Origin of the sequence: Streptomyces brevispora (assembly GCF_007829885.1) — a bacterium.
Lineage (GTDB): Bacteria > Actinomycetota > Actinomycetes > Streptomycetales > Streptomycetaceae > Streptomyces > Streptomyces brevispora.
Genome location: NZ_VIWW01000001.1, coordinates 2,339,371 through 2,361,323, shown reverse-complemented (window position 1 = coordinate 2,361,323; position 21,953 = coordinate 2,339,371). Strand labels below are relative to the sequence as shown.

Genomic DNA, 21,953 nt, shown 5'->3' with positions numbered 1-21,953 from the left:
TCCTTTGTGAGGGATGCCGGCTGGTGGGCACGGTCCGCACCGGGTGGTTCGGCGCGGATCCGCACGACCGCGGCTCGGGGGGCGGGGCCGGTGACGGGCGGTGCTCAGGCGCGGGACTTGCGCCTGCGTTGCCAGGTGTCGGCGGCCACCGCGGCGACGATGACCAGGCCGGTGATGACGGTCTGCCAGAACGAGGAGATCCCCTTGACGTTGAGGATGTTCTGGAGGAGTCCGATGAAGGCGACGCCGATGACGGTTCCCCACATCGTTCCGGAGCCGCCGAACAGGGCCGCGCCGCCGATGATGACGGCGGAGATCACGGTGAGTTCCATGCCCTGCCCGGTGACGCCCTGGACGTAGGACAGGAAGGACAGGCCGAGCACGCCGGCCAGTCCGGCGGTGAATCCGGACAGCACGAAGGCGGTCAGCTTCACCCGCTTGACGTTGACGCCGACGAGCCGCGCGGCCTCCTGATTGCCGCCGACCGCGTAGGTGTTGAAGCCGAACCGGGAGCGGGACAGGAGCACCACGCCGATGACGGCGACGACGGCGAAGATCACGAACTGCATCGGGAGCACGCCGAACAGCAGCCCCTGACCGAGCAGGTTGAAGTCCGCGACGCCCGGCTGGGAGGAACTGAGGGAGATCGGCGCGCCGTCGGAGATGAGCAGCGCGACGCCGCGGAAGACGCTGAGCGTACCGAGGGTGACGATGAACGACGGCACCCCGAGGACGACGACCGCCAGCCCGTTGAGCAGTCCGGCCACCGCGCCCACGACGAGGCCGGCCAGCATCGCGAGCGGCCAGCCCCAGCCGTCCGAGATCAGCATTCCCGTGGAGATCGCCGACAGCGCGTAGGTGGACCCCACGGACAGGTCGATCTCGCCGTTCAGGATCACGAACGTCGCGCCGACGGCCATGATGCCGATCTGGGCGACCTGCTGCCCGACCGACAGCAGGTTGTCCGACTGGGCGAAGCTGGGCGAGAGGAAGACGCCCAGGACGAAGAGCAGCACGAGGGCGGCGAAGACGCCGGACTCACGGGCGTGGAGCAATCTGCGGAACGGGAGGGCGAACTCCCGCGCCGGTGCGGTGGTCGAGGTCATCGTGCGGTTCCAATCAGGGCATTCAGCTGGTCTCTGTTGGGCAGAGCGGGGATGACCCCGGCGATGGACACGGTGTGGGCACCCGCCACGGCGGCGTACCCCACCGCCCGGTCCAGGTCGTGCCCTTCGGCGAGGGCGACGGCGAGTGCGGCGGTGAACGAGTCACCCGCACCGGTGGTGTCGACGACGGACGCGGCCGGGTGCGGCGGTACCCGGGTCACCCCGGCCGCCTGTGCGATCAGCGCACCCTCGCCACCACGGGTGAGGACGGCGGCGCCCGATGTGCGCTCCTGGAGCGCCCGGACGAGTTCCTCGTCCCCGAGACCGTGCCCGGCGCCGAGGCCGAGCAGAACAGGTGCCTCTGTCTGGTTCGGCGTGATCACGTCGATGAGCGGCCAGACGTCCTCGGGCAGCGGCCGGGCGGGCGCCGGGTTGAGCAGCGTGGTGGTCCCGGCCTCACGGCCCGCGCGGAGCGCGGCGACCACGGCCTCCTCGGGGATCTCCATCGAGACCACCAGGACATCGGCCGAGGCGATCTCCGCACGGAACGGCTCGACCGCGGCGGCTCCCAACTCGTCCAGCGCGCCGGGCGCGATGGCGATGCGGTTCTCCCCGGAGGGTTCGACCAGGATGAACCCCACCATCGTGGGGTTCCGCGCGGTCACCACATGCTCGGCGCCGACACCTTCCCGCTGCCACAGGGCGCGGGCCTCCCGCCCGAAGTCGTCGTCCCCCACGGCGGTCAGCAACGACACCTCGGCACCCAGCCTGGCGGCCCCGATCGCCTGATTGCTCCCCTTGCCTCCGGGCCCGGGGTCGAACACCCCGCCCGAAACGGTCTCTCCTGCAGCAGGTGACTTGGGCACACGCATGGTGAGGCCAGCACCGTAACTTCCGACAACCGCGATCTTCACCGATGCACCACCACTTTGTATGGGGACAACTATGAACAACTGGAGGCTATGTACAGCGATGTCCATAGTCAATGGGTAACCGCAGCGTGAACTTTCGTTACCTCCCCGAGACTCACGGCCCCGCCGCCCACCACCTCCGCCGGACGAGCCACGCCGACGGGGAAACGATCTTCACGCGGGCCCCGTCGCCGCACGTCGAGCCCACTCGTGAACACCCCACGCACGTCAAAGCCCCTGCCGGGTCACCTGGCAGGAGCGTTGAGCTGTCGTGCGGAACGGCGACGCATGGTTCGGGTGCCGAGCGCCGGTGAGAACGGGGCGCCACTTCAGAGGCACGAGTAACCGCTGCGGAGCTTCATTTCCGGGCGGTCGAATTCCGGGCGGCAGTGACACACCCTTGCTCCCAGTGCCACCATTCCCCGGCCTCACCGTGTTCCAAGAGCTTGCGGATCCGCGGCAGGTCCGCCTCCGGCGGGACATCCAGTGCCACCATCCGGAACCTCTCGATGGCCTCGCCTGTTGTGCCGAGCTGGTGGAAGGTCTCCAGAACGCTCTGCCCGGCCGCGGCCGACCCTTCGTCCTTGAGCACGATCAGCCGGATCGTGCAGTTCTCCGAAGCCCGTACCGTCTAAAGTGCGCTACGAGGCAAGGGAATTGATTCGACGGGTTCACCGCCGGACGCGGAACGCGCGGCGCGGGTATTCGGCCCGGGCATCCGGGACAGCCCCTACCCTGAGAGCACTCGCAAGCACCGTGTTTCCCGTACGGAGGAGCTTCCTGTGACGGCCGGCATACCCCACCCGCGGATCGATACCAGCAAGCCTCACCCCGCGCGCGTCTACGACTGGCTGCTGGGCGGCAAGGACAACTATCCGGTCGATCAGCGGGTGGCGGAGAAACTGCCGGAGGAGGCGCGGGGCAACGCGGCGCGCAACCGGGCGTTCATGCACCGGGCGTCGGCCTGGCTGGCACGGGGCGGGATCGACCAGTTCCTCGACATCGGCACCGGAATCCCCACGGAGCCCAACCTCCACCAGATCGTCCAGGCGATCACGCCGACGGCCCGGATCGTGTACGCGGACAACGACCCGATCGTGCTGCGCCACGCGGAGGCACTGCTCGTCAGCAGCCCCGAAGGGGCCACGCACTACCTCCACGCCGATGCGCGGGAGCCGGAGGCGATCCTCGAACGGGCGCGGAGGCTGCTGGACTTCGACCGGCCCATCGCCCTGTCGCTCATCGCGCTGATGCACTTCGTGCCGGACGACCAGGACCCGTACGGCATCACCCGCACCCTGGTCGACGCGCTGGCCCCGGGCAGCTTCCTGGTTCTCTCGCACGGCACCGCCGACCAGCATCCGGAGCTGAAGCAGGAGACCGAGACGGCGTACCGGAAGGGCGCCATCGCGCTGCGGATGCGCACACGCGGCGAGGTGGAGCCGTTCTTCGAGGGGCTGGAACTCGTCGGACCCGGGCTCGTCCCCGCGACCGAGTGGTACCGGGAGGAGCCGGCGCCGGTCGTGGAGCGCAGCGGGTTCTACGTGGGCGTAGGGCGGGTCCGGTAAGCGCCGGGGCCGGGGCCGCCGGGCGTGACGTCCTACCGCAGCGGCTTGGCGTAGCAGAGGCTGCTCTCGTACGTCCGGTAGTGGCCGAACTTCGCGCAGGGCTCGTAGCCACTGGAGGTGTACAGGGCGATCGCCTCGGGCTGCCGGTTGCCGGTCTCCAGGACCATGCGGACGCGGCCGGCCGCACGGGCGTCGGCCTCCAGGTCGGCCAGGATGCGGCGGGCCAGACCATGGCCGCGGCCCTCGGGTATCACGTACATCCGCTTCAGCTCGGCGTCCCCGTCGGAGTACCCCTCGCCGTTGCGCTCCTGCGAGCGCCAGCCGCCGGTGGCGACCGGGCTGTCCGACGCGTCGTAGGCGATCAGGTACAGGCCGTGCGGCGGATCGAACATCGTGGCGTCCAGCGGTGTGATATCGCCCTCGTCCCCGTAGCGCTCGGCGTATTCGAGCTGGACGCGATCGTTGAGTTTGACGGCGTCAGGGTGATCGAAGGCACGAGTATGAATATTCATACGGGTGATAGTACATGTATGCAGATGCGTGATGTCGGTATCGTGCCGGAATGCTGACTGTGACCTCCGTGAATGTAAACGGTCTCCGTGCCGCCGCGAAGAAGGGCTTCGTCGAGTGGCTGGCGCAGACCGACGCCGATGTGATCTGCCTCCAGGAAGTACGGGCCGAGCCGCAGCAGTTGCCGGCGCAGGTGCGTGAGCCCGAGGGCTGGCACACCGTCCACGCGCCGGCCGCGGCCAAGGGCCGGGCCGGGGTCTCGCTCTACTCCCGCCGGGCGCCCGAGCGGGTGCAGATCGGCTTCGGCGGCTTCGGTGGCGCCGGGAGCGAGGAGTTCGACGACAGCGGCCGGTACGTCGAGATCGACCTGCCGGGTGTCACGGTCGCGAGCCTGTACCTGCCCTCGGGTGAGGTCGGCACGGAGAAGCAGGAGGAGAAGGAGCGCTTCATGGCGGCCTTCCTGCCCTACCTGGCCGGGCTGAAGGCGCGGGCCGCCGCCGACGGCCGTGAGGTGGTGGTGTGCGGTGACTGGAACATCGCCCACCAGGAGGCCGACCTCAAGAACTGGAAGGGCAACAAGAAGAGCTCCGGCTTCCTCCCTGAGGAGCGGGAGTGGCTGACCCGGGTCTTCGACGAGGCCGCGTACGTCGACGTCGTACGCGCCCTGCACCCGGACGTCGAGGGTCCGTACTCGTGGTGGTCCTACCGGGGGCGCGCCTTCGACAACGACACGGGCTGGCGCATCGACTACCAGGTGGCCACTCCGGGGCTGGCCGCGCGCGCCGCGAAGGCGTGGGTCGAGCGGGCCGCCACGCACGGCGAGCGCTGGAGCGACCACGCGCCGGTGACCGTGGTGTACGAGCGGTAGGGGCGGGCCCGGTCACTCCGGCGGCTTCGGCGCCTCCGCGTCGCGGCGCAGCCTCCGGTCCAGGGCCATGGAGAGTTCCGCGTCCACCACCGCGCGTGCCAGCGGGCGCAGTTGAGGCGGTTCGGCCTCCGTGCTGTGGGTGCGCAGGGTGGCGACGAAGAGGTCGGCGAGGGCGTCCGCGTGCTCGCGGACCCGGCGGCCGGAGGCGAGGACCGTGGCGAGCGGGACCCCCTCCCGCACCAGCTCGGCCGACACCTCCAGGAGGCGGCGGCTGATGTGCACGATCTCGTCGCCGTCCGTGCCGAGGTAGCCCAGCTCCATGGCGGTCGCCAGGTTCTCCGGGGTGGACTCGCCCTCGAAGTAGTCCGCGAGCTGTTCGGGCGTGAGCCGGACCGGGGTCTCCTCGGTCGGTTCGCCCAGGCCCAGCACCTCGGCGACATCGCGGCCGCTCTCGAAGGTGCGGGCCAGGTCGGCGATGCCGGTGAGGGTGTGGCCGCGCTCCAGCAGGCCCGCGATGGTGCGCAGCCGGGCCAGGTGGTGATCGTCGTACCAGGCGATGCGGCCCTCGCGGCGCGGCGGTGAGATCAGGCCTCGCTCCCGGTAGAAGCGCAGCGTCCGTACGGGGATGCCGGCCTCCTTGGCCAGCTCCTCCATGCGGTACTCGCGGTGCTCGCGTCCTTCGGCCACACCCGCACCCTACCGGCCTTCCGGGCGGCGGAGGCCGCATGTTGTACCGCCGGTAACTTTCTCTCGCGGCCCCCTACCCATCGGTACGGGGCTGCTCTACTCTCCCAACAATGCCAGTGATTGCTGGCAGAGTCGTGTGACGTACCGCGGGGAGGCGGCAGCATGGCCCAGCACGAACACGTACGAGTGGCGGTGATCGGATCCGGATTCGGGGGGCTCGGGGCCGCGGTCCGGCTCCGCCGCGAGGGCATCACCGATTTCGTGATCCTGGAACGCGCCGGTTCGGTCGGCGGCACCTGGCGCGACAACAGCTACCCGGGCTGCGCCTGCGACGTACCGTCCCACCTCTACTCGTTCTCGTTCGCCCCCAACCCCGACTGGCCGCGCACCTTCTCCGGGCAGGAGCACATACGCGCCTACCTGGAGCATGTCGCGGACACCTTCGGGCTGCGTCCGCACCTCAGGCTGAACCACGAGGTGACGATGATGCGCTGGGACGGCGACGAGCTGCACTGGGTCATCGAGAGCGCGAACGGCACGACGGTCGTGGCCGATGTCGTCGTCTCCGCGACCGGTCCGCTCTCCGACCCGAAGATGCCCGACATACCCGGGCTCGCGGACTTCCCCGGCAAGGTCTTCCACTCCGCCCGCTGGGACCACGACGCCGACCTGACCGGCAAGCGCGTCGCGATGATCGGCACCGGCGCCTCCGCGATACAGATCGTGCCGGCGCTCCAGCCGAAGGCCGCGAGGCTCACCCTGTTCCAGCGCACCCCGCCGTGGGTCATGCCGCGGATGGACCGCGCCATCAGCGGCGCCGAGCGGTGGCTGCACCGCACGCTTCCGTTCACCGGCACCGCGCGCCGCGGACTGCTCTGGGGCATAAGGGAGTTGCAGGTCAGCGCCTTCACCAAGCACCCGGACCAGCTGGGTCTGGTCGAGCGGATAGCCAAGTCCAACATGGCGCGCTCCATCAAGGACCCGGCGCTGCGGGCCAAGCTGACCCCCTCGTACCGCATCGGCTGCAAGCGCATCCTGCTCTCCAGCGCCTACTACCCGGCGCTCGCCCAGCCCAATGTGGACGTGGTCGCCTCCGGTCTGAGCGAGGTGCGCGGCTCCACGGTCGTCGCCTCCGACGGTACGGAGGCCGAGGTCGACGCGATCGTCCTCGGCACCGGCTTCCATGTGACGGACATGCCGATCGCCGACCGGGTGGTGGGCGCGGAGGGCGTCACGCTCGCCGAGTCGTGGAAGGGCGGGATGCGGGCGCTGCGCGGTGCGAGCGCGGCCGGCTTCCCCAACTGGATGACGATCATCGGCCCCAACACGGGCCTCGGGAACTCCTCGATGATCCTGATGATCGAGGCCCAGCTGAACTACATGGCCGACTACCTGCGCCAGTTGGACGTGCTCGGCGGACGGGCGGCGCTCGACGCGCGGCCCTCGGCCGTCGGGGCCTGGAACCGACGCGTCCAGGACCGGATGAGGCGCACGGTCTGGAACACCGGCGGCTGCACCAGCTGGTACCTGGACGCCAACGGCCGCAACACCACGGTCTGGCCGGGCACCACCGCCGAGTTCCGCAGGGCGACCCGGACGGTCGACATCTCGGAGTACCAGGTCGTACGGGTGCCCGCGCAGCGGGACGCGAAGAAGGCCGTCGCCGAGGAGGTCGCCGGATGAGCCGCCCCCTGCGCACCGGGAGCGCCCGGCCGGTCCCCGTGCGCGAACTCATGGCCGTCTCCGCCGACGGCTCCCGCCTCCACGTCGAGGTGCACGGACGGGACGGCGCCCCCGCGGTGGTCCTGTCCCACGGCTGGACCTGCAACACCGGCTTCTGGGACGCGCAGATCCGGGACCTGGCCGCGGACCACCGGGTCATCGCCTACGACCAGCGGGGCCACGGCACCTCACCCGCCGTCGGCCCGGCCGGATACACCACCGACGCGCTGGCCGACGACCTCGAAGCGGTGCTCGCCGCCACGCTGGAACCGGGCGAGAAGGCCGTACTCGTCGGGCACTCCATGGGCGGCATGACGATGATGGCCGCTTCCCGGCGGGCCGGGCTGCGCGAGCACGCGGCCGCCGTACTGCTGTGCAGCACCGGCAGTTCGCGGCTGATCGCCGAATCACGGGTCGTGCCGATGCGGGCCGGGACGGTCCGGACCCGGATGACCCGGGCGATCCTCGGCGCGCGGGCGCCGCTCGGACCGGTCACACCGCTGTCCCGCCGCATCCTCAAGTACGCGACGATGGGGGCGGGTTCGGCCCCGGACCGGGTCGACACCTGCGCCCGGATCGTGCACGCCTGCCCCCGCGCTGCCCGGGTCGCCTGGGGCCACGTCCTCGCGGACCTCGACCTCGACGAGGGCGTACGGGAGCTGCGGGTGCCCACCGCGGTGATCGCGGGTGCGGAGGACCGGCTGACGCCGCCCGTCCACGCCCGCGCGATCGCGGCGGCGCTCCCGGACTGCCTGGGGCTCACCGAGCTGACTGGGCTCGGGCACATGACGCCGGTGGAGGCGCCGGAGGCGGTCACGGCGAGGATCCGGGAACTCGTGACCGGGTATCTCCCGTTGCGGGGTAGGGCTGATGGAGAGGGCAAGGAGGAGGTCGCATGAGCGGCAGGCACAGTCTCGAAGGTCAGGTCGTCGTCGTCACGGGCGCCGCACGCGGTGTGGGCGAGCTGCTGGCCCGCAAGCTCTCGGCACGCGGCGCGAAGCTCGCGCTGGTCGGCCTGGAGCCGGACGAGCTGAAGAAGGTCTCGGAGCGGTTGCACGGCGACAGCGACCACTGGCACGCCGACGTCACCGACCACGAGGCGATGGCCCGGGTCGCGCAGGAGGTCAAGGAGCGCTTCGGCAAGATCGACGTCGTCGTCGCCAACGCGGGCGTCGCCTCGGGCGGCCCGTTCGTCGACTCCGACCCGGTGGCCTGGCGACGCGTCATCGAGGTCAACCTGATCGGTGGCGCGGTCACCTGCCGCGCGTTCCTGCCGATCCTGATGGAGAGCCGCGGCTACTTCCTCCAGATCGCCTCGCTCGCCGCGATCACCCCGGCGCCGATGATGACCGCGTACTGCGCGTCCAAGTCGGGCGTCGAGGCGTTCGCGCACAGCCTGCGCGCGGAGGTCGGCTACCGGGGCGTGAAGGTCGGCGTCGGCTACCTCTCCTGGACCGATACGGACATGGTGCGCGGCGCCGACGAGGACGACGTGATGCGGGAGCTGCGGCAGCGGCTGCCCTGGCCGTCGAACCTGACGTACCCGCTCGGCCCGGCCGTCGAGCGGATAGTGGCCGGCATCGAGCGGCGCTCCGCGCATGTGTACGCGCAGTGGTGGCTGCGGGGCATGCAGTCCGTGCGGGGCTTCCTGCCGACGCTGATCGGCGTCGTCGGCCAGCGCGAGATGCAGAGGTTCGGCCCGCGGCTGGACGGCGTCAACAAGGGGCTCGTCGGTGCGGGCGGTGCCGCTGACCAGGACGAACGGGCGGCGCACACGCAGCGTGAGTGATCGAAATGCGGTGAATGCCCGGCCGTGTAAGTCTGGTCGAGGCCCTTACGGGGCCATCCCCACGCATCCCACCGAGGAGTGAACAGCATGGGCATTGCCGACCAGTTCAAGGACAAGGCGCAGGATCTTGCCGACCAGGCGCAGAAGAAGATGAAGGACGGCAAGAGCGAGGGCAAGGACCGGTCGAAGGGCGGGTCCGACCGCCCCTCCGACGCGTCTGAGCAGGGTCGTGACAGGGCCCGGGGTATGGCGGACGACCATCGCGAGAAGTTCGACCGCTGACGTTGCGGTAGCGCGGTACATGTGAGGGGCGCGCCCGGTTCGTTCCGGGCGTGCCCCTCTCCGCGTGGAGCGGGGGGCCGGGCTCATGACTGCCGCCCGGCGCCGGGCCCTGTGCCGTCAGAGGACCGTCTCTGCGATCCGCCCGGCGATGGTGAATGCGTGTGTGCCGTAGACGGCGAAGACCGCGATGGCGGCAAGGACGACTATGCCGAGCGGGACAGCCCAGGCGAGACGGATCTTCATGCGTGCTCCTTTTTCTTGACGGGCTCCGGTTCCGTCGTGCTTCCTACCGTCAGGACGGTGTCGCAGCGGTCTCGGACAGCGTCGTTGTGCGTGGCGATGACCACGGCGCAGCCGTCATCACTCATCGTGCGGAGGATGTCCACCACCAGGGTGGTGTTGTCGTGGTCGAGCGCGCCGGTGGGTTCGTCGGCCAGCACGAGGGCCGGTTGTTTGACGATGAGGCGGGCCAGCGCGACGCGCTGCTGTTCGCCGCCGCTGAGTCGGTGGACCTGTTCCTTCTCGCGGCCGTCCAGCCCGACGCGTTCGAGGGCGTCGGCGACGGTCGGGGAGTCCCCCCGCTTCCTGCGCGGTTTCATGGCCACTTCGAGGTTGGCGGCGACAGTCGCGTTCTCGATCAGGGCGTAGTTCTGGAAGAGGTAGCCGAGTACATCGCGCCGGTAGCGCCGGGCGGCGCCCGGGCCGAAGCCCGTGCATTTTTCGGCCAGCCCTACGGTGGGGGCGTCGCGTTCAGGCGCGGGCCGGATGCCTACGCGCGCCGTCGAGTGGCTGGAACGTGCCGGGGCGGTGTCCGCACAGCGCACGGCCGGCACGGAGGGGGCGCTCAGGGGGCCGGAGCGGCGGCCGCGCCCCAAGCGATCGGCGATGAGGCCGGCGGTAGCGGCTCGGTCCAGCCCTGCCACCTCGGTCAGGGGTGCCCCGTCACCGCGGCGGCAACGCCGGCCGCCTGAGGTTCGGGGCCGCCTCGTATGTCGGTGGCGTCGCCGACGGGTGCGCTGCCAGGAGGTCCAGGGCCATCCAGACCGCGTCGTCCAGGACCGCGTGGCGGCCCTCCGCCCAGTCCAGCGGCGTACGCAGGGCCTCCGCATCGGGGGAGACGCCGTGGTTCTCCACCGACCAGCCGTACGCGTCGAACCACGCCGCGTTCATCGGGACCGTGATCACCGTGCCGTCGCCCAGCCGGTGCCGGCCGGTCATGCCGACCACGCCGCCCCAGGTGCGCTGGCCCACCACCGGGCCCAGCTTCAGCAGGCGGAACACGGCGGTGATCATGTCGCCGTCGGAGGACGTCGCCTCGTCGGCCAGGGCGACCACCGGGCCGCGGGGGGCGTTGGAGGCGTAACTGACGGGCTGGGCGTTGCGGGTGAGGTCCCAGCCGAGGATCGTGCGGGTGAGCTTCTCGACGACGAGTTCGCTGATGTGGCCGCCCGCGTTGCCGCGTACGTCCACGATCAGGGCCTCGCGGGAGACCTCCAGGCGCAGGTCCCGGTTGAACTGGGCCCAGCCGGAGCCGCCCATGTCGGGGATGTGGAGGTAGCCGCAGCGGCCGTCGCTCAACTCCCGTACCACCTCGCGGCGTTTGGCCACCCAGTCCTGGTAGCGCAGCGGGCGTTCGTCGACCAGGGGGACGATCGCGACCCGGCGGGAGCGGCCCTCCGCCTCGGCGGGCCTGAAGGTCAGCTCGACCGTGGTGCCGCCCGCCGCCGAGAGCAGCGGGTAGGGGCCGGCGACCGGGTCCACCGGTCGGCCGTCCACGTGGGTGAGGACCGCGCCCTCCCTGATGCCCGTACCGGCCAGCGGGGAGCGGGCCTTGGAGTCCGAGGAGTCGCCGGGCAGGATGCGCCGGATGGTCCAGTTGCCGTCCCGGCACGAGAGGTTCGCGCCGAGCAGGCCCATCGCCCGCTGGTAGTGCGGCGGGCCCTCGTTGCGGCGGGCGGGGGAGACGTACGCGTGCGAGGTGCCCAGTTCGCCCAGCACCTCGCGCAGGAGGTCGGCGAACTCGTCGGGGGTGGCGACTCGTTCGACCAGCGGGCGGTACTGGGCCAGGATCGCGTCCCAGTCGATGCCGCACATGTCCGGCTCCCAGAAGTAGGAGCGGATGATGCGGCCGGCCTCGCCGTACGCCTGCCGCCACTCGGCCGCCGGGTCGACGTCGTGCAGGATGCGGCGCAGGTCCAGGTAGACCGTGGAGTCGTTGTCGCCCAACTCGGTCGCGGGGACGGCACGCAGTTCGCCGTCGTCCATCACGACCAGCCGGGAGGCGTCGCCGCTGACGGCGAACCAGTCGAGGTGGCCGACGAGTTCGGTCTTCTTCGCCTTGGCGATGCTGAAGTGCTCCAGGGTCGGCCGGCCCGACATGTCCGCCGGGTTGGCGAACGTCTCGCCGAGTGCGCCGGAGATCGGCCAGCGAAGCCAGACCAGTCCGCCGCCGCTGACCGGGTGGAGCGCCGAGTACTTGGAGGCCGCGACCGGGAAGGGCGTGACCCGGTTCTCCAGGCCCTCGAACTCGACGGTGACCGTGGACCCCTCGGCCGCACCCGCCTCGGCGGAGTCCAACGGGTCGAGGCCGCCCGCGGCCGGCCGGCCGTCGGGGGAGAGCGCGAAGGGGGAGGGGGTCGCCGAGGACAGCGGGACCAGGTACGGGCGGCAGCCGAGCGGGAAGGAGAGGTCGCCGGTGTGCACGTCGTACACCGGGTCGAAGCCGCGCCAGGAGAGGAACGCGAGGTAGCGGCCGTCGCCCGTGAAGACGGGGTTCTCGTCCTCGAAGCGGCCGTTGGTGACGTCGACGATCACGGGCGCGCCGGGGCCGAGGATGCGGGCCAGTTTGATCTTGCGCAGCGAGCGCCCGACGCCGGGGTGCGACCAGGTCAGCCAGGCCCCGTCCGGGGAGAACGCCAGATCGCGGACCGGGCCGTTGGCGGAGCGGACGAGTTCGGTGGGTTCGCCGGTGGCCGTCTCCTCGTCCGTGTCCAGGAGGAGGAGACGGCCGTCGTGCGAGGCGATCGCGAGACGTTCTCCGTCCGGGTCGGCGATCAGCTCCTGGACCCGGCCGAGCCGGCCGGAGGCGAGCCGACGCGGTGCGCGGTCGCCGCTGGCACGCGGCAGATAGGCGATCTCGACCGCGTCCTCGCCGTCCGCGTCCGTCACGTACGCCACCTGGCCGCCGCTGCCGAGCATCTCCGGCAGCCTGACCCGCACACCGGCGGTGTCGGCGATGGTGCGGGCGGGCCCGTCGCGGTGGGTGAGCCAGTACAGGCTGCCGCGTACCGATACGGCGCTGGCCCGGCCGGTCTCGTCCACGGAGAGCGAGTCGACATGGCTGGCGGCCGACACCTGGTAGGGGCGCCGTCCGGCGCGCGGACCGCCGAGCCGTACCTCCAGCTTGCGGGGCACCGCGCCCGGCGACTCCAGGTCGTCGGCCAGCCACAGCTCGCCCGCGCACTGGTAGACGACCCGCCGCCCGTCGCTGGAGGCGTGCCGGGCGTAGAACGCGTCGTGGTCGCTGTGGCGGCGCAGATCGCTGCCGTCGGGCAGGCAGGAGTAGAGGTTGCCGACGCCCTCGTGGTCGGAGAGGAAGGCGATCCGGCCGCCGACGAACATCGGCGAGGCGAGGTGTCCGCCGATGTCCGGGAGCAGCCGCTCGCCGTGCAGCCACAGGCGCCCCGTCGCCCCGCCCCGGTAGCGCTTCCAGGCGGCTGGTTCGTGCGGCGGGGTGCCGGAGAGCAGCAGGGTGCGGCGCTCGCCGTCGATGTCCGCTACGGCGATGTCGGAGACCGGGCCCCAGGGCAGTTTGCCGCCGGGGCTGCCGTCCGTGGGCACGCTGTAGGCCCAGGAGAAGTACGAGAACGGCTGCCGGTGCGAGGACACGGCGAGGATCTGCGCGGCGTCCCCGGCGTCCGGGGTCCAGCCGCAGACCCGGGCGTCCGTCGAACCCCAGTAGGTGAGCCGGCGGGCCGGGCCGCCGGTGACCGGCGCGAGGTGGATCTCGGGGTCGAGACTGCGCCAGGTCGTGTACGCGATCCGGGTCCCGTCGGGGGAGAAGCGCGGATGGCCGACTCTGGTGCGGTCGACGGTCACCCGCCAGGCGCGTCCGGGCCGGTCGCCCTCGGGGGCGAGGGGGGCGACCCAGAGATCGTCCTCTGCGGCGAAGCAGAGCAGATCCTCGTGGAGGTGCGGGAACCGGAGATACGAGACGTCGTCACTCACCCCCCAATGTTTTCCGCGCGAGAGGGCGGCGGCAACTTGTGGTGCGCAACACAAGCGAAACGAGTTCGTTTCGCTCGGCGCCCGGGGTACCGTCGATGTGTACGAAACAGTTTCGTTCGATTGACTGATGTGCGAAGCACGCGAGAGCGCACAGGATCGTACGAGCTCAGGAACGGGAGGTCGGCACATGGCACGCACACGGCTCACGCCCGAGCGTGAGAGCGAGCTGTACGCCGCCGTGCTCGACCTGCTCCGCGAGGTCGGCTACGACGGCCTGACCATGGACGCCGTAGCCGCGCGAACCCGTTCCAGCAAGGCCACCCTCTACCGCCAGTGGGGGAGCAAGCCCGAGCTCGTCGTCACGGCTCTGAGGCACAACAAGCCGGTGTCCCTCGGCGAGGTCGACACCGGCTCGCTGCGCGGTGACTTCCACGCCGTCCTGAGCCGCACCGACGACTGCCAGATGGAGAAGGACGCCGCGCTGATGCGGGGTCTGAGCCATGCCGTCCACAACAACCCAGACCTCCTCCAGGCCCTGCGTGACCTGCTGATCGAGCCGGAACTGACCGGTCTCGAAACGCTGCTGCGCCGAGCCCTGGACCGGGGTGAGCTGCGCCCGGACAACCCGGCGCTGAAGTACGTATCGCACATGCTGATCGGCGCGTTCGCCGCTCGGCAGCTGGTCGAGGACCGCGCGGTGGACCGTGCGTTCCTCACCGACTACGTCGACTCCGTGATCCTCCCCGCTCTCGGAATCTGACGCCCGTCCCCGGTACGGCCCTCTCCTCACCTCCCACCTGACACGCCGCTCTCGTCGTCGGGCTGGTTCCTCACGCCCTTTTCCACTCAACGACCTGACCGGGAGTACGCCTCCGTGGCCACATTCCTCTACAAGCTCGGACGGCTCGCCTTCCGGCGCCGCCGCTATGTCGCCCTGATCTGGGTGGCACTGCTGGCGCTCGCCGGAGTCGGCGCGGCCTCCGCGTCCACCGCCACCTCCAGTTCCTTCTCGATCCCCGGTACGGAGGCGCAGAAGGCCTTCGACCTGCTGGAACAGCGATTCCCCGCGGCCAGTGCCGACGGCGCGACCGCGCGCATCGTCTTCAAGGCCCCCGAGGGCCAGAAGATGACGGACCCGGCGAACAAGGCCGACGTCAAGAAGATCGCCGGTCAGCTGAAGTCCGGCTCGCAGCAGGTCGCCGCGGTCGTCGACCCGTACGAGGGCAAGGCCGTCTCCAAGAACGGCTCGACCGCTTATGTCTCGGTGACCTACAAGGTCAACTCGATGGAGCTGACCGACGAGACCCGGACCGCACTGAAGGACGCGGGCGAGACGGCGCAGAAGACCGGGATGACCGTGGAGATCGGCGGTGACGCGCTCCAGGTGATGCCGGAGACCGGGGCCACCGAGATCATCGGCGTCGCCCTGGCCGCGGTGGTGCTGGTCATCACCTTCGGATCGCTCATCGCGGCGGGGCTGCCCCTGCTCACCGCGCTGATCGGCGTCGGCATCGGCGTCGCGTCGATCACGGCGCTGGCCAATGTGCTGGACCTCGGTTCCACCACCTCGATCCTCGCGATGATGATCGGCCTCGCGGTCGGCATCGACTACGCGCTCTTCATCGTCTCCCGCTACCGTGCCGAACTGGCCGAGGGCCGGGAGCACGAGGAGGCGGCGGGACGGGCGGTCGGCACGGCCGGTTCCGCGGTCGTCTTCGCCGGGCTCACCGTGGTCATCGCCCTGGTCGGCCTGGCCGTCGTCAACATCCCGATGCTGTCGAAGATGGGCTTCGCCGCGGCCGGCACGGTCGCCATCGCCGTCCTCATCGCGCTCACCCTCGTCCCGGCCATGCTGGGCTTCGCGGGCAAGCGGGTCATGGGACGCAAGGCGCGCAAGGCCGCCGAGGCCGAGAACCGGCCCGAGGCCAAGCCGAACATGGGCACCCGCTGGGCACGGTTCGTGCTGCGCAAGCCCGTGTGGGTGCTGCTCGTCGGCGTCCTCGGCCTGGGTGCGATCGCGATCCCGGCCGCGTCCCTGGAGATGGGCCTGCCGGACGACGGCTCCCAGCCCACCAGCACCACCCAGCGCCGCGCCTACGACCTGCTCTCCGAGGGCTTCGGCCCCGGCTTCAACGGCCCGCTGATGGTCGTCGTCGACACCGAGAACAGTTCCGACGGCAAGGCCGCCGCCAAGCGGGTCGGCGACGAGATCTCCGACATGCCGGGCGTCGTCGCCGTCACCCCGGCCAACTTCAACAAGGCCGGCGACGCGGCGATGATCACCGTCGTCCCGAAGGACCGGCCGAGCTCGGTCGAGACCGAGAACGTCGTCCACGCGATCCGCGACGCGGGTGGCGACATCACGTCCGAAACCGGCGCCGAGGTCCTGGTCACCGGCTCCACCGCGATGAACATCGACTTCTCCCAGAAGATGAACGACGCGCTGCTGCCCTACCTGGCGCTCGTCGTCGGCCTCGCCTTCCTGCTGCTGATGGTGGTCTTCCGGTCGGTACTGGTTCCGCTGAAGGCGGCGCTCGGCTTCCTGCTCTCGGTCGTCGCCGCCCTGGGCGCGGTCGTCGCGGTCTTCCAGTGGGGCTGGCTCGGCTCGCTCTTCGGGGTCGAGCAGACCGGTCCGATCATGTCGATGATGCCGATCTTCATGGTCGGTGTGGTCTTCGGTCTCGCGATGGACTACGAGGTCTTCCTCGTGACCCGGATGCGTGAGGCGTACGTCCACGGGGAGCAGCCCGGCCAGGCGATCGTCACCGGCTTCAAGGACGGTGCCCGGGTGGTCACGGCCGCGGCCGTGATCATGATGGCGGTCTTCTCCGGCTTCATCGGCTCCGGTGAGCAGATGATCAAGATGATCGGCTTCTCGCTGGCCATCGCCGTCTTCTTCGACGCGTTCGTCGTCCGGATGGCGATCGTGCCCGCGGTCCTCGCCCTGCTCGGCAAGCGGGCCTGGTGGCTGCCGCGCCGGCTGGACCGGATACTGCCCAACGTGGACGTGGAGGGCGAGGGGCTGCGCAAGGAGCTCGGCACCTCCGCCGAGGACGGCGCCGGTCCGGACCACGGCGGTGAGCGCGAGCTGACCCGCGTCTGAGCCGCGTCTGACCCGCCACGGCCGCCCGGTCGAGCTGGGGGGCTGTACGCGGGGGCCGCGTCCGCCCCGCTGCTGAACTCCGCCTCGTACGGAGAGGTCCACGTCGGCCCGCGACGCAAGGGCGTGCGGCCGGAGTCCCTGGGGGAGGTTCTCCCCCAGGGACCCCGGCTGACGGACACCCCCTGGACGGTCCCACCGCGTCCACGGGGAGGCCGGAGCCTCGCCCGGTCCGTCGGTCAGGAGGCCCGTTCGGACCGGTCGGGTTCGCCGCCGGGATGGAAGCGGCGGTCCGCGGGCCGCGTGTCCCCGGGCTGCAGTTCGGCGGCGAAGAGCTGCCAGCTCTCCGCGTAGACCTGGGCGAGCCGGGCCACCGACGCCTTGCAGTGCGAGGGCAGGCTCGCCGCGATGCCTTCCCTGTTCCTGGCGACCGCGGCCCCCGCGTCCAGCAGGCGCAGGACGGAGCGTCCGGCCTCGCTGAGGCGCAGGGAGGGATCACGCCGCAGCAGGCCGAAGATCTCCATGGCATCCGGAGGCGCCTGCGCGGCAGCGACCGGCGGGGCGCCGGTCGCGGGCGCCGTGGTGCGGGAGGTGCGCCGTGGTGCGACCGCGCCCTCGCCCCGGGCGATCCGGTCCCGGACATCGGCGACCGTGGCGGGGGAGAGCCCTGCCTCTCTCCCGATCTGTCGCAAGGAGGCCTCCGGGTTCTCCCGGAGGAGCTCGGCGGCCCGTTCGCGGCGGCGGGCGGAGTCGAGGGGCCGGACGCGACCGTCCCGCCCCATGCGTGCCGTGCCGGGTGGGACGTCCCCGAGCAGACGGCGCCGTATCTCGGCCGTCTTCGTCGGTGACAGGCCCGCCACCGAGGCCACGGACCGGTCCGACCACTCCGGATGCCTCGTCAGGATGCGCTTGACGGCGGCGGTGCGCTCGTTGACCGACAGGGGCAGGCCGTGGACGACGTTCAGGGCCACGGCCAGGAGCCGGCCGTCCTCCGCGCTGCCGTCGAAGTAGCGGACGGCGATGCTGGTCCAGCCCCGTAGCTGGGCTGCTCGCAGGCGGTGGATGCCGTCAATGACCGTCATCGACGCGCGATGCACCAGCACGGGCGGCAGCCGTTCGCCGAGTTCCGCGAGCGTACGGGTGTGTTCCGGAGTCTCCAGGCGACGGCGAGGGGAGTCCGCGACCCGCAGCTCCCGCAGCGGAACGTCGACCACCGGGGTCCTGCGCAGATCGTCCCTGAGCCTGAGCAGGTGTTCGGGGTCGTTTCCCCGGGGCCCGGTCGTCCCGGGCAACGGCACCGTGGCAGCCCTCCCGGAGGGTTCCCGGGGGTCCTCCGCACCAGCCACTACTGCCAGCCCGAGTCGTCTCCCGGAGGAGTGGCCGGGGCCTCCTCGCCGGAACCGGACTGCGTCGCGGGAACCGGCGTCTGCCAGCCCGAGTCGGCCCGGACCGAATCCGGGTGCGCCGGCCGGTCGGCCGCCACGCCGCCCGTCAAGGTCACCGCAGCCGCGATCGCCGCCGTGAAAAGCGCAATTCGACGTGCAGTCATTCTTTTCTCCCCCTGCGTCGTGAGTGCTCGCTCGGTGCTCGAACTGCGATCGAGTCTGGCCTTTCGCGAGGGCGAGGAGAAGCGGTTCAGGGGTGAGCAAAGCGGCCATGTCCGCAAGGGGACAGGAAGCGCTCTCAAGCTCGGGACCAGGCACGGCCGTCGGCACGGCAGCCGGTGCGGCTCGCTCAGTGCCTGACGGGGATCAGGGGGACCTCCGCCCTGAGAAAGGCCCACCCGCGCAGCCACGCATGCGAGTCGGCGACGGTTTCCCACAGATCGCGCGCCAAGGCCTCGGCGCGCGACAGCGTCCTGGACTCCAGGTACAGGCCGACGACCGGGTTGGGCCCGTCCGAGGGGTGCACGGAGACATGGTGGACCCCCGCGTCAATGGGCAGGGCCGCGGTGATGACCGCGCCCGTGTACCCGGGCAGTTCCATGCCGGCCGGATGCGGCACAAGATGAATGTGGACGAGATAGATTATTTCGCTCATCTCCCGCGCGAATAGGTGGGCCGGGTAGCATGCACCAGATCTTGAGCGAGTACGTAGCGGCGACGTTCCCCGGGGGGGTTCACTTGCTTTCTGGATTGGGTATTGATTCGGTCGCGGAGGCCGTGTACAGGACCATGCTTGCCCGCCCGGAAGGGGATGTCGCCGACTGGGCGGCCGAGCTCGAACTGACGGAGCGCGAGGCACGCGAGGCGCTGGATCGACTGAGCCGTCTGGCACTGATCCAGCAATCGACGGCATATCAGACACAGATGCGTGCGGTGAATCCCCTTCTGGGCCTGGAGGCCCTGCTCGCGCGGCAGCAGGCCGAGCTGGCCGCGCACCAGCAGCATGTCGAATCCAGCCGCGCGGCCGTCGCGGACGCGATTGCCAAGTACGCGCCGGACTATGCACCCGGAGCGGGCTCCGGGTTCCAGTACATAGCAGGAATCGAGGCCATCAGGGAACAACTCGAAATCCTCAACAGTCAGGTTCAGGAAGAATTTCTCACCTTTGCCCCGGGCGGCCCGCAGACCCCGGCCAACACAGCTGCCTCACGTCCTCTCAACAAGAGACTCCTCAGCCGAGGGGTACGGATGCGGACGATATACCTCGACAGCATTCGGCGCGACGCGCCCACGGTGTCCCACGCCGAATGGCTGGTGGAGCAGGGTGCCGAGATCCGCACCATTCCCACCTTGCCCAACCGACTCATCGTCATCGACCGTCGCACGGCCCTCATAGCGGCTGACAGCCGCAACACGGGAGCGGGCGCGGTCGTGGTCGACAACCCGGGAACGATCACGCTCCTGTGCGCGCTCTTCGAGAGCGTATGGCAGTCCGCGCAGCCCCTGGGCGTGCGTCCCGAACCGGAGCCGGAAACCGGGCTCACCAAGCAACAGGCCGAAGCACTGCGCCTGATGGCCCGAGGGTGCACCGATGAGGCGATCGCCCACCGCATGGGGGTCTCGGCCCGGACGATACGCAGGACCGTGGCGAGCCTGCTCGCCCATCTCGAGGCGGAGAGCCGGTTCCAGGCCGGCGTCCACGCCGTTCAGCGGCGCTTCCTGCCGTCCGACTCCGACTGACGAACGAGCACGAAAGCCGTGGACGGTTGAACGCATGCGTTCAACCGTCCACGGCTTTCGGTTGAGCGGGCGCGCATTCAACCGTCCACCGATTCCGGTTGAGCGGGTGTGCACTTCAGCTCTGTTGACTGGACATCGGCACCCGTGCCAGCTTCTTTCTCGTCAATCCCGCCTATCCCTGACCCCAGGGAAGAAGAGGAGACAGGAAATGTCTCAGCAGGTTGCCGAGTATTCCGCCGCGCAGATCGTCGACGCCAATAAGGCGGCCCACACGATGGAGGCCCTGATCGGGCGTCTCAGCTACGACGAGAACTTCGCCAGCCACCTGGCGAACAACCCCCGTGAGGCCCTCGACGGTTCGGGCATGCTGATGGAGAAGGAAGCGGTCGAAGTTCTCATGGCGACCGACCCGGAGCGTTTCGACAAGCTCTGCGAGGCACTCTTCGACCTCGTCGACTCCGACTTCCTGCACCAGATGGTCGCGCCTTCCTGCGCCTGACCGAAAAGCGCCTGACCGAAAAGAAGAGAAATTCACCGCGTCGTATCGCCTTGATCACCGACGCGCAGGGTGAAAGCCGCCCTTGACGGGGATAGGCCGCACCTCACGCGGCCTATCCCCGCTGTTCACCTGCTCGTCCGTCGCAGAATCATTCCGGAGGACCGAAGATGGCTCGCGTCGCCCTCGTCAATCTGGCCAGTCTCCCCATGCCGGGCAATGAACCCATCTTCCCCATCGGCCTGCGGTGTGTGCAGGATGCCCTCGTCCGCGCGGACCACGAAGCCCGGCTGATCGACTTCGTCGAGAACCCCGCCGCCGTCGAGGATCTGTCCTGGGTCACCGAGCCCTGGGACATGATCGGATTCACCATCCGCAACATCGATCCCATCGACATGTCGTGCGACGGCCACGTCGAGCACTACCAGGCCTTCCTCGACCGGGTGCGCCAGGCCCTCGGCGACCGGAAACCGCTCCTGGTCGGCGGCGGACCGGGGTACAGCCTCTTCGCCGACCAGTTGATGGAGCGGCTCGGGTTCGACGTCGGTGTCGTCGGCCCCGGCGAGCAGTCCATGCTCGACATCGTGGCCGACCCGGACCGGTACCGGGGCGCGCACCAGAACATCACCGGCCGACGGTACGACGCGTTCATGACGGAGCCCCTTCGGCACCCGCGATCGCTGATGGAGACCTACACACAGTTCAGCGAGGCCATGATCGGTGTGGAGACGCGCCGCAAGACCTGCTACCAGGGCTGCGTCTACTGCCCGTACGCGTACATCAGCGGCGACAACGCCGGCGATCTCCGGCCGCTGGAGCTCATCGCGGAGGAGCTCCGCGCCATCCACGCCTCGGGAATCCGGCGGGTGTTCTTCACCGACGGCATCTTCAACAGCGAACTCCGGTACGCCAAGGACGTCGTCCGGATGATCAGCGAACTGGACCTGCCGGGACTGACCTGGTCCGCCTACTTCACGCCCAAGCCGTTCGACGACGAGTTCGCCGAACTCCTCGCGATCAGCAAGGTCGAGTTCGTCGTCATCTCGCCCGACAGCCTCGACGACCGCGTCATGAAGCTCCTGGGCAAGACCTTCGGCACCCGTCATGTCGACCGGTGCCTCGAACGGTGCCGGCGGCACGGCATCCCGGCGCGGGTGAACGTCGTCTTCGGCGGCCCAGGAGAGGACCGCGAGAGCGTCCGCAACAGTGCCGAGTACATCAACTCCCGTCTGGAGGACGGCGAGCTGGTGATGCACGTCGGATACCGGGTGCTGCCGGAGACCGGGATGGCCCGGCAGCTCGGCATGGCGGACCCGGAACTGGTGGACCCCACGTTCTACCCGTTCCACCCCGACCTGTTCTCCTGGATCATCAAGGACCTCGACAGCCGCTTCATGCCGGCCCGTGTGCTGATCAACTTCATGGCCGCGCGCAACGCCAGCAAGCGGATGACCAAGGTTCCCCTCCCCGCGGAGCGGCAGGACGCGGCACCCACGGAGTTCCCGTACCTCGCGCTGAGCCGGCAACTGCCGCTCGTGTGATCACCCCCCCGTCTGTAGGTG

General features: G+C 70.2%; 21 protein-coding genes and 1 pseudogene. 11 read left to right on the top strand and 11 right to left on the bottom strand.

Annotated features, from left to right (window positions below; translation table 11 throughout):
• Nucleotides 1-104: 104 nt before the first annotated feature.
• From FHX80_RS10785 to FHX80_RS10775, 3 genes and pseudogenes are all read right to left on the bottom strand, one after another.
• Nucleotides 105-1,106 (bottom strand): ABC transporter permease, encoded by a 1,002-nt coding sequence (locus FHX80_RS10785; RefSeq protein WP_145764002.1) that lies wholly within the window; start codon nt 1,104-1,106, stop codon nt 105-107.
• Nucleotides 1,103-2,086 carry a ribokinase gene (locus FHX80_RS10780; RefSeq protein WP_280118746.1) on the bottom strand — a complete coding sequence of 328 codons (984 nt, stop codon included), beginning with the start codon at nt 2,084-2,086 and terminating at the stop codon, nt 1,103-1,105. The genes FHX80_RS10785 and FHX80_RS10780 overlap by 4 nt, the downstream gene beginning before the upstream one ends.
• Nucleotides 2,087-2,375: 289 nt before the next feature.
• Nucleotides 2,376-2,633: pseudogene (locus FHX80_RS10775) on the bottom strand (DUF4265 domain-containing protein); the annotation flags it as partial.
• 166 nt (nt 2,634-2,799) lie between these two features.
• Here FHX80_RS10775 and FHX80_RS10770 point away from each other — a divergent pair.
• Nucleotides 2,800-3,585: an SAM-dependent methyltransferase gene (locus FHX80_RS10770; protein WP_145763999.1), complete on the top strand. Its 786-nt coding sequence runs from the start codon at nt 2,800-2,802 to the stop codon at nt 3,583-3,585.
• 32 nt (nt 3,586-3,617) lie between these two features.
• On the opposite strand, the gene FHX80_RS10765 is transcribed toward FHX80_RS10770, so the two are convergent.
• A complete protein-coding gene (locus tag FHX80_RS10765; protein ID WP_145763998.1) occupies nt 3,618-4,097 on the bottom strand; it encodes a GNAT family N-acetyltransferase in 480 nt (159 codons plus the stop codon).
• A gap of 50 nt (nt 4,098-4,147) precedes the next feature.
• Between FHX80_RS10765 and FHX80_RS10760 the strand changes: the two genes are divergently transcribed.
• Complete coding sequence (locus FHX80_RS10760; protein WP_145763997.1) at nt 4,148-4,963, top strand: exodeoxyribonuclease III; 816 nt, start codon at nt 4,148-4,150, stop codon at nt 4,961-4,963.
• 12 nt (nt 4,964-4,975) lie between these two features.
• Here the strand turns inward: FHX80_RS10760 and FHX80_RS10755 are convergent, their stop codons facing one another.
• A complete protein-coding gene (locus FHX80_RS10755; RefSeq protein ID WP_145767206.1) occupies nt 4,976-5,617 on the bottom strand; it encodes a MerR family transcriptional regulator in 642 nt (213 codons plus the stop codon).
• 195 nt (nt 5,618-5,812) lie between these two features.
• Here FHX80_RS10755 and FHX80_RS10750 point away from each other — a divergent pair, with 195 nt between their 5' ends.
• From FHX80_RS10750 to FHX80_RS10735, 4 genes are all read left to right on the top strand, one after another.
• On the top strand, nt 5,813-7,333 hold the full coding sequence (locus tag FHX80_RS10750) for a flavin-containing monooxygenase (RefSeq protein WP_145763996.1): 1,521 nt from the start codon (nt 5,813-5,815) through the stop codon (nt 7,331-7,333).
• A complete protein-coding gene (locus tag FHX80_RS10745; protein ID WP_145763995.1) occupies nt 7,330-8,271 on the top strand; it encodes an alpha/beta fold hydrolase in 942 nt (313 codons plus the stop codon). Before FHX80_RS10750 ends, FHX80_RS10745 begins: the two co-directional genes overlap by 4 nt.
• A complete protein-coding gene (locus tag FHX80_RS10740; protein ID WP_145763994.1) occupies nt 8,268-9,161 on the top strand; it encodes an SDR family oxidoreductase in 894 nt (297 codons plus the stop codon). The genes FHX80_RS10745 and FHX80_RS10740 overlap by 4 nt, the downstream gene beginning before the upstream one ends.
• 87 nt (nt 9,162-9,248) lie before the next feature.
• On the top strand, nt 9,249-9,443 hold the full coding sequence (locus tag FHX80_RS10735) for a hypothetical protein (protein ID WP_145763993.1): 195 nt from the start codon (nt 9,249-9,251) through the stop codon (nt 9,441-9,443).
• Between the two features lie 117 nt (nt 9,444-9,560).
• On the opposite strand, the gene FHX80_RS36360 is transcribed toward FHX80_RS10735, so the two are convergent.
• The 3 genes from FHX80_RS36360 to FHX80_RS10725 all read right to left on the bottom strand — a co-directional run bounded on the left by FHX80_RS36360 (nt 9,561) and on the right by FHX80_RS10725 (nt 13,670).
• Nucleotides 9,561-9,686 (bottom strand): hypothetical protein, encoded by a 126-nt coding sequence (locus FHX80_RS36360; protein WP_280118745.1) that lies wholly within the window; start codon nt 9,684-9,686, stop codon nt 9,561-9,563.
• Entirely contained in the window at nt 9,683-10,267 is a 585-nt protein-coding gene (locus FHX80_RS10730) for an ATP-binding cassette domain-containing protein (protein ID WP_244318205.1), read from the bottom strand. The genes FHX80_RS36360 and FHX80_RS10730 overlap by 4 nt, the downstream gene beginning before the upstream one ends.
• A 118-nt stretch (nt 10,268-10,385) precedes the next feature.
• Nucleotides 10,386-13,670, bottom strand: coding sequence for a S41 family peptidase (locus tag FHX80_RS10725; protein ID WP_145763992.1), 3,285 nt, complete (start codon nt 13,668-13,670; stop codon nt 10,386-10,388).
• Nucleotides 13,671-13,857: 187 nt separating this feature from the next.
• Between FHX80_RS10725 and FHX80_RS10720 the strand changes: the two genes are divergently transcribed.
• Nucleotides 13,858-14,430 (top strand): TetR/AcrR family transcriptional regulator, encoded by a 573-nt coding sequence (locus FHX80_RS10720; protein ID WP_145763991.1) that lies wholly within the window; start codon nt 13,858-13,860, stop codon nt 14,428-14,430.
• A gap of 114 nt (nt 14,431-14,544) precedes the next feature.
• Entirely contained in the window at nt 14,545-16,773 is a 2,229-nt protein-coding gene (locus FHX80_RS10715; protein ID WP_145763990.1) for an MMPL family transporter, read from the top strand.
• 236 nt (nt 16,774-17,009) lie between these two features.
• On the opposite strand, the gene FHX80_RS10710 is transcribed toward FHX80_RS10715, so the two are convergent.
• The 3 genes from FHX80_RS10710 to FHX80_RS10700 all read right to left on the bottom strand — a co-directional run bounded on the left by FHX80_RS10710 (nt 17,010) and on the right by FHX80_RS10700 (nt 18,810).
• On the bottom strand, nt 17,010-18,068 hold the full coding sequence (locus tag FHX80_RS10710; protein ID WP_244318204.1) for a ParB/RepB/Spo0J family partition protein: 1,059 nt from the start codon (nt 18,066-18,068) through the stop codon (nt 17,010-17,012).
• 47 nt (nt 18,069-18,115) lie between these two features.
• Nucleotides 18,116-18,319: a hypothetical protein gene (locus tag FHX80_RS10705; RefSeq protein ID WP_145763989.1), complete on the bottom strand. Its 204-nt coding sequence runs from the start codon at nt 18,317-18,319 to the stop codon at nt 18,116-18,118.
• Between the two features lie 185 nt (nt 18,320-18,504).
• Entirely contained in the window at nt 18,505-18,810 is a 306-nt protein-coding gene (locus FHX80_RS10700; protein WP_145763988.1) for a hypothetical protein, read from the bottom strand.
• Between the two features lie 29 nt (nt 18,811-18,839).
• Here FHX80_RS10700 and FHX80_RS10695 point away from each other — a divergent pair, with 29 nt between their 5' ends.
• From FHX80_RS10695 to FHX80_RS10685, 3 genes are all read left to right on the top strand, one after another.
• Complete coding sequence (locus FHX80_RS10695) at nt 18,840-19,895, top strand: helix-turn-helix transcriptional regulator (RefSeq protein ID WP_244318203.1); 1,056 nt, start codon at nt 18,840-18,842, stop codon at nt 19,893-19,895.
• A 208-nt stretch (nt 19,896-20,103) separates the two neighbouring features.
• A complete protein-coding gene (locus FHX80_RS10690; protein WP_145763987.1) occupies nt 20,104-20,394 on the top strand; it encodes a hypothetical protein in 291 nt (96 codons plus the stop codon).
• Between the two features lie 167 nt (nt 20,395-20,561).
• Nucleotides 20,562-21,932 carry a B12-binding domain-containing radical SAM protein gene (locus FHX80_RS10685; RefSeq protein ID WP_145763986.1) on the top strand — a complete coding sequence of 457 codons (1,371 nt, stop codon included), beginning with the start codon at nt 20,562-20,564 and terminating at the stop codon, nt 21,930-21,932.
• Nucleotides 21,933-21,953 lie beyond the last annotated feature (21 nt).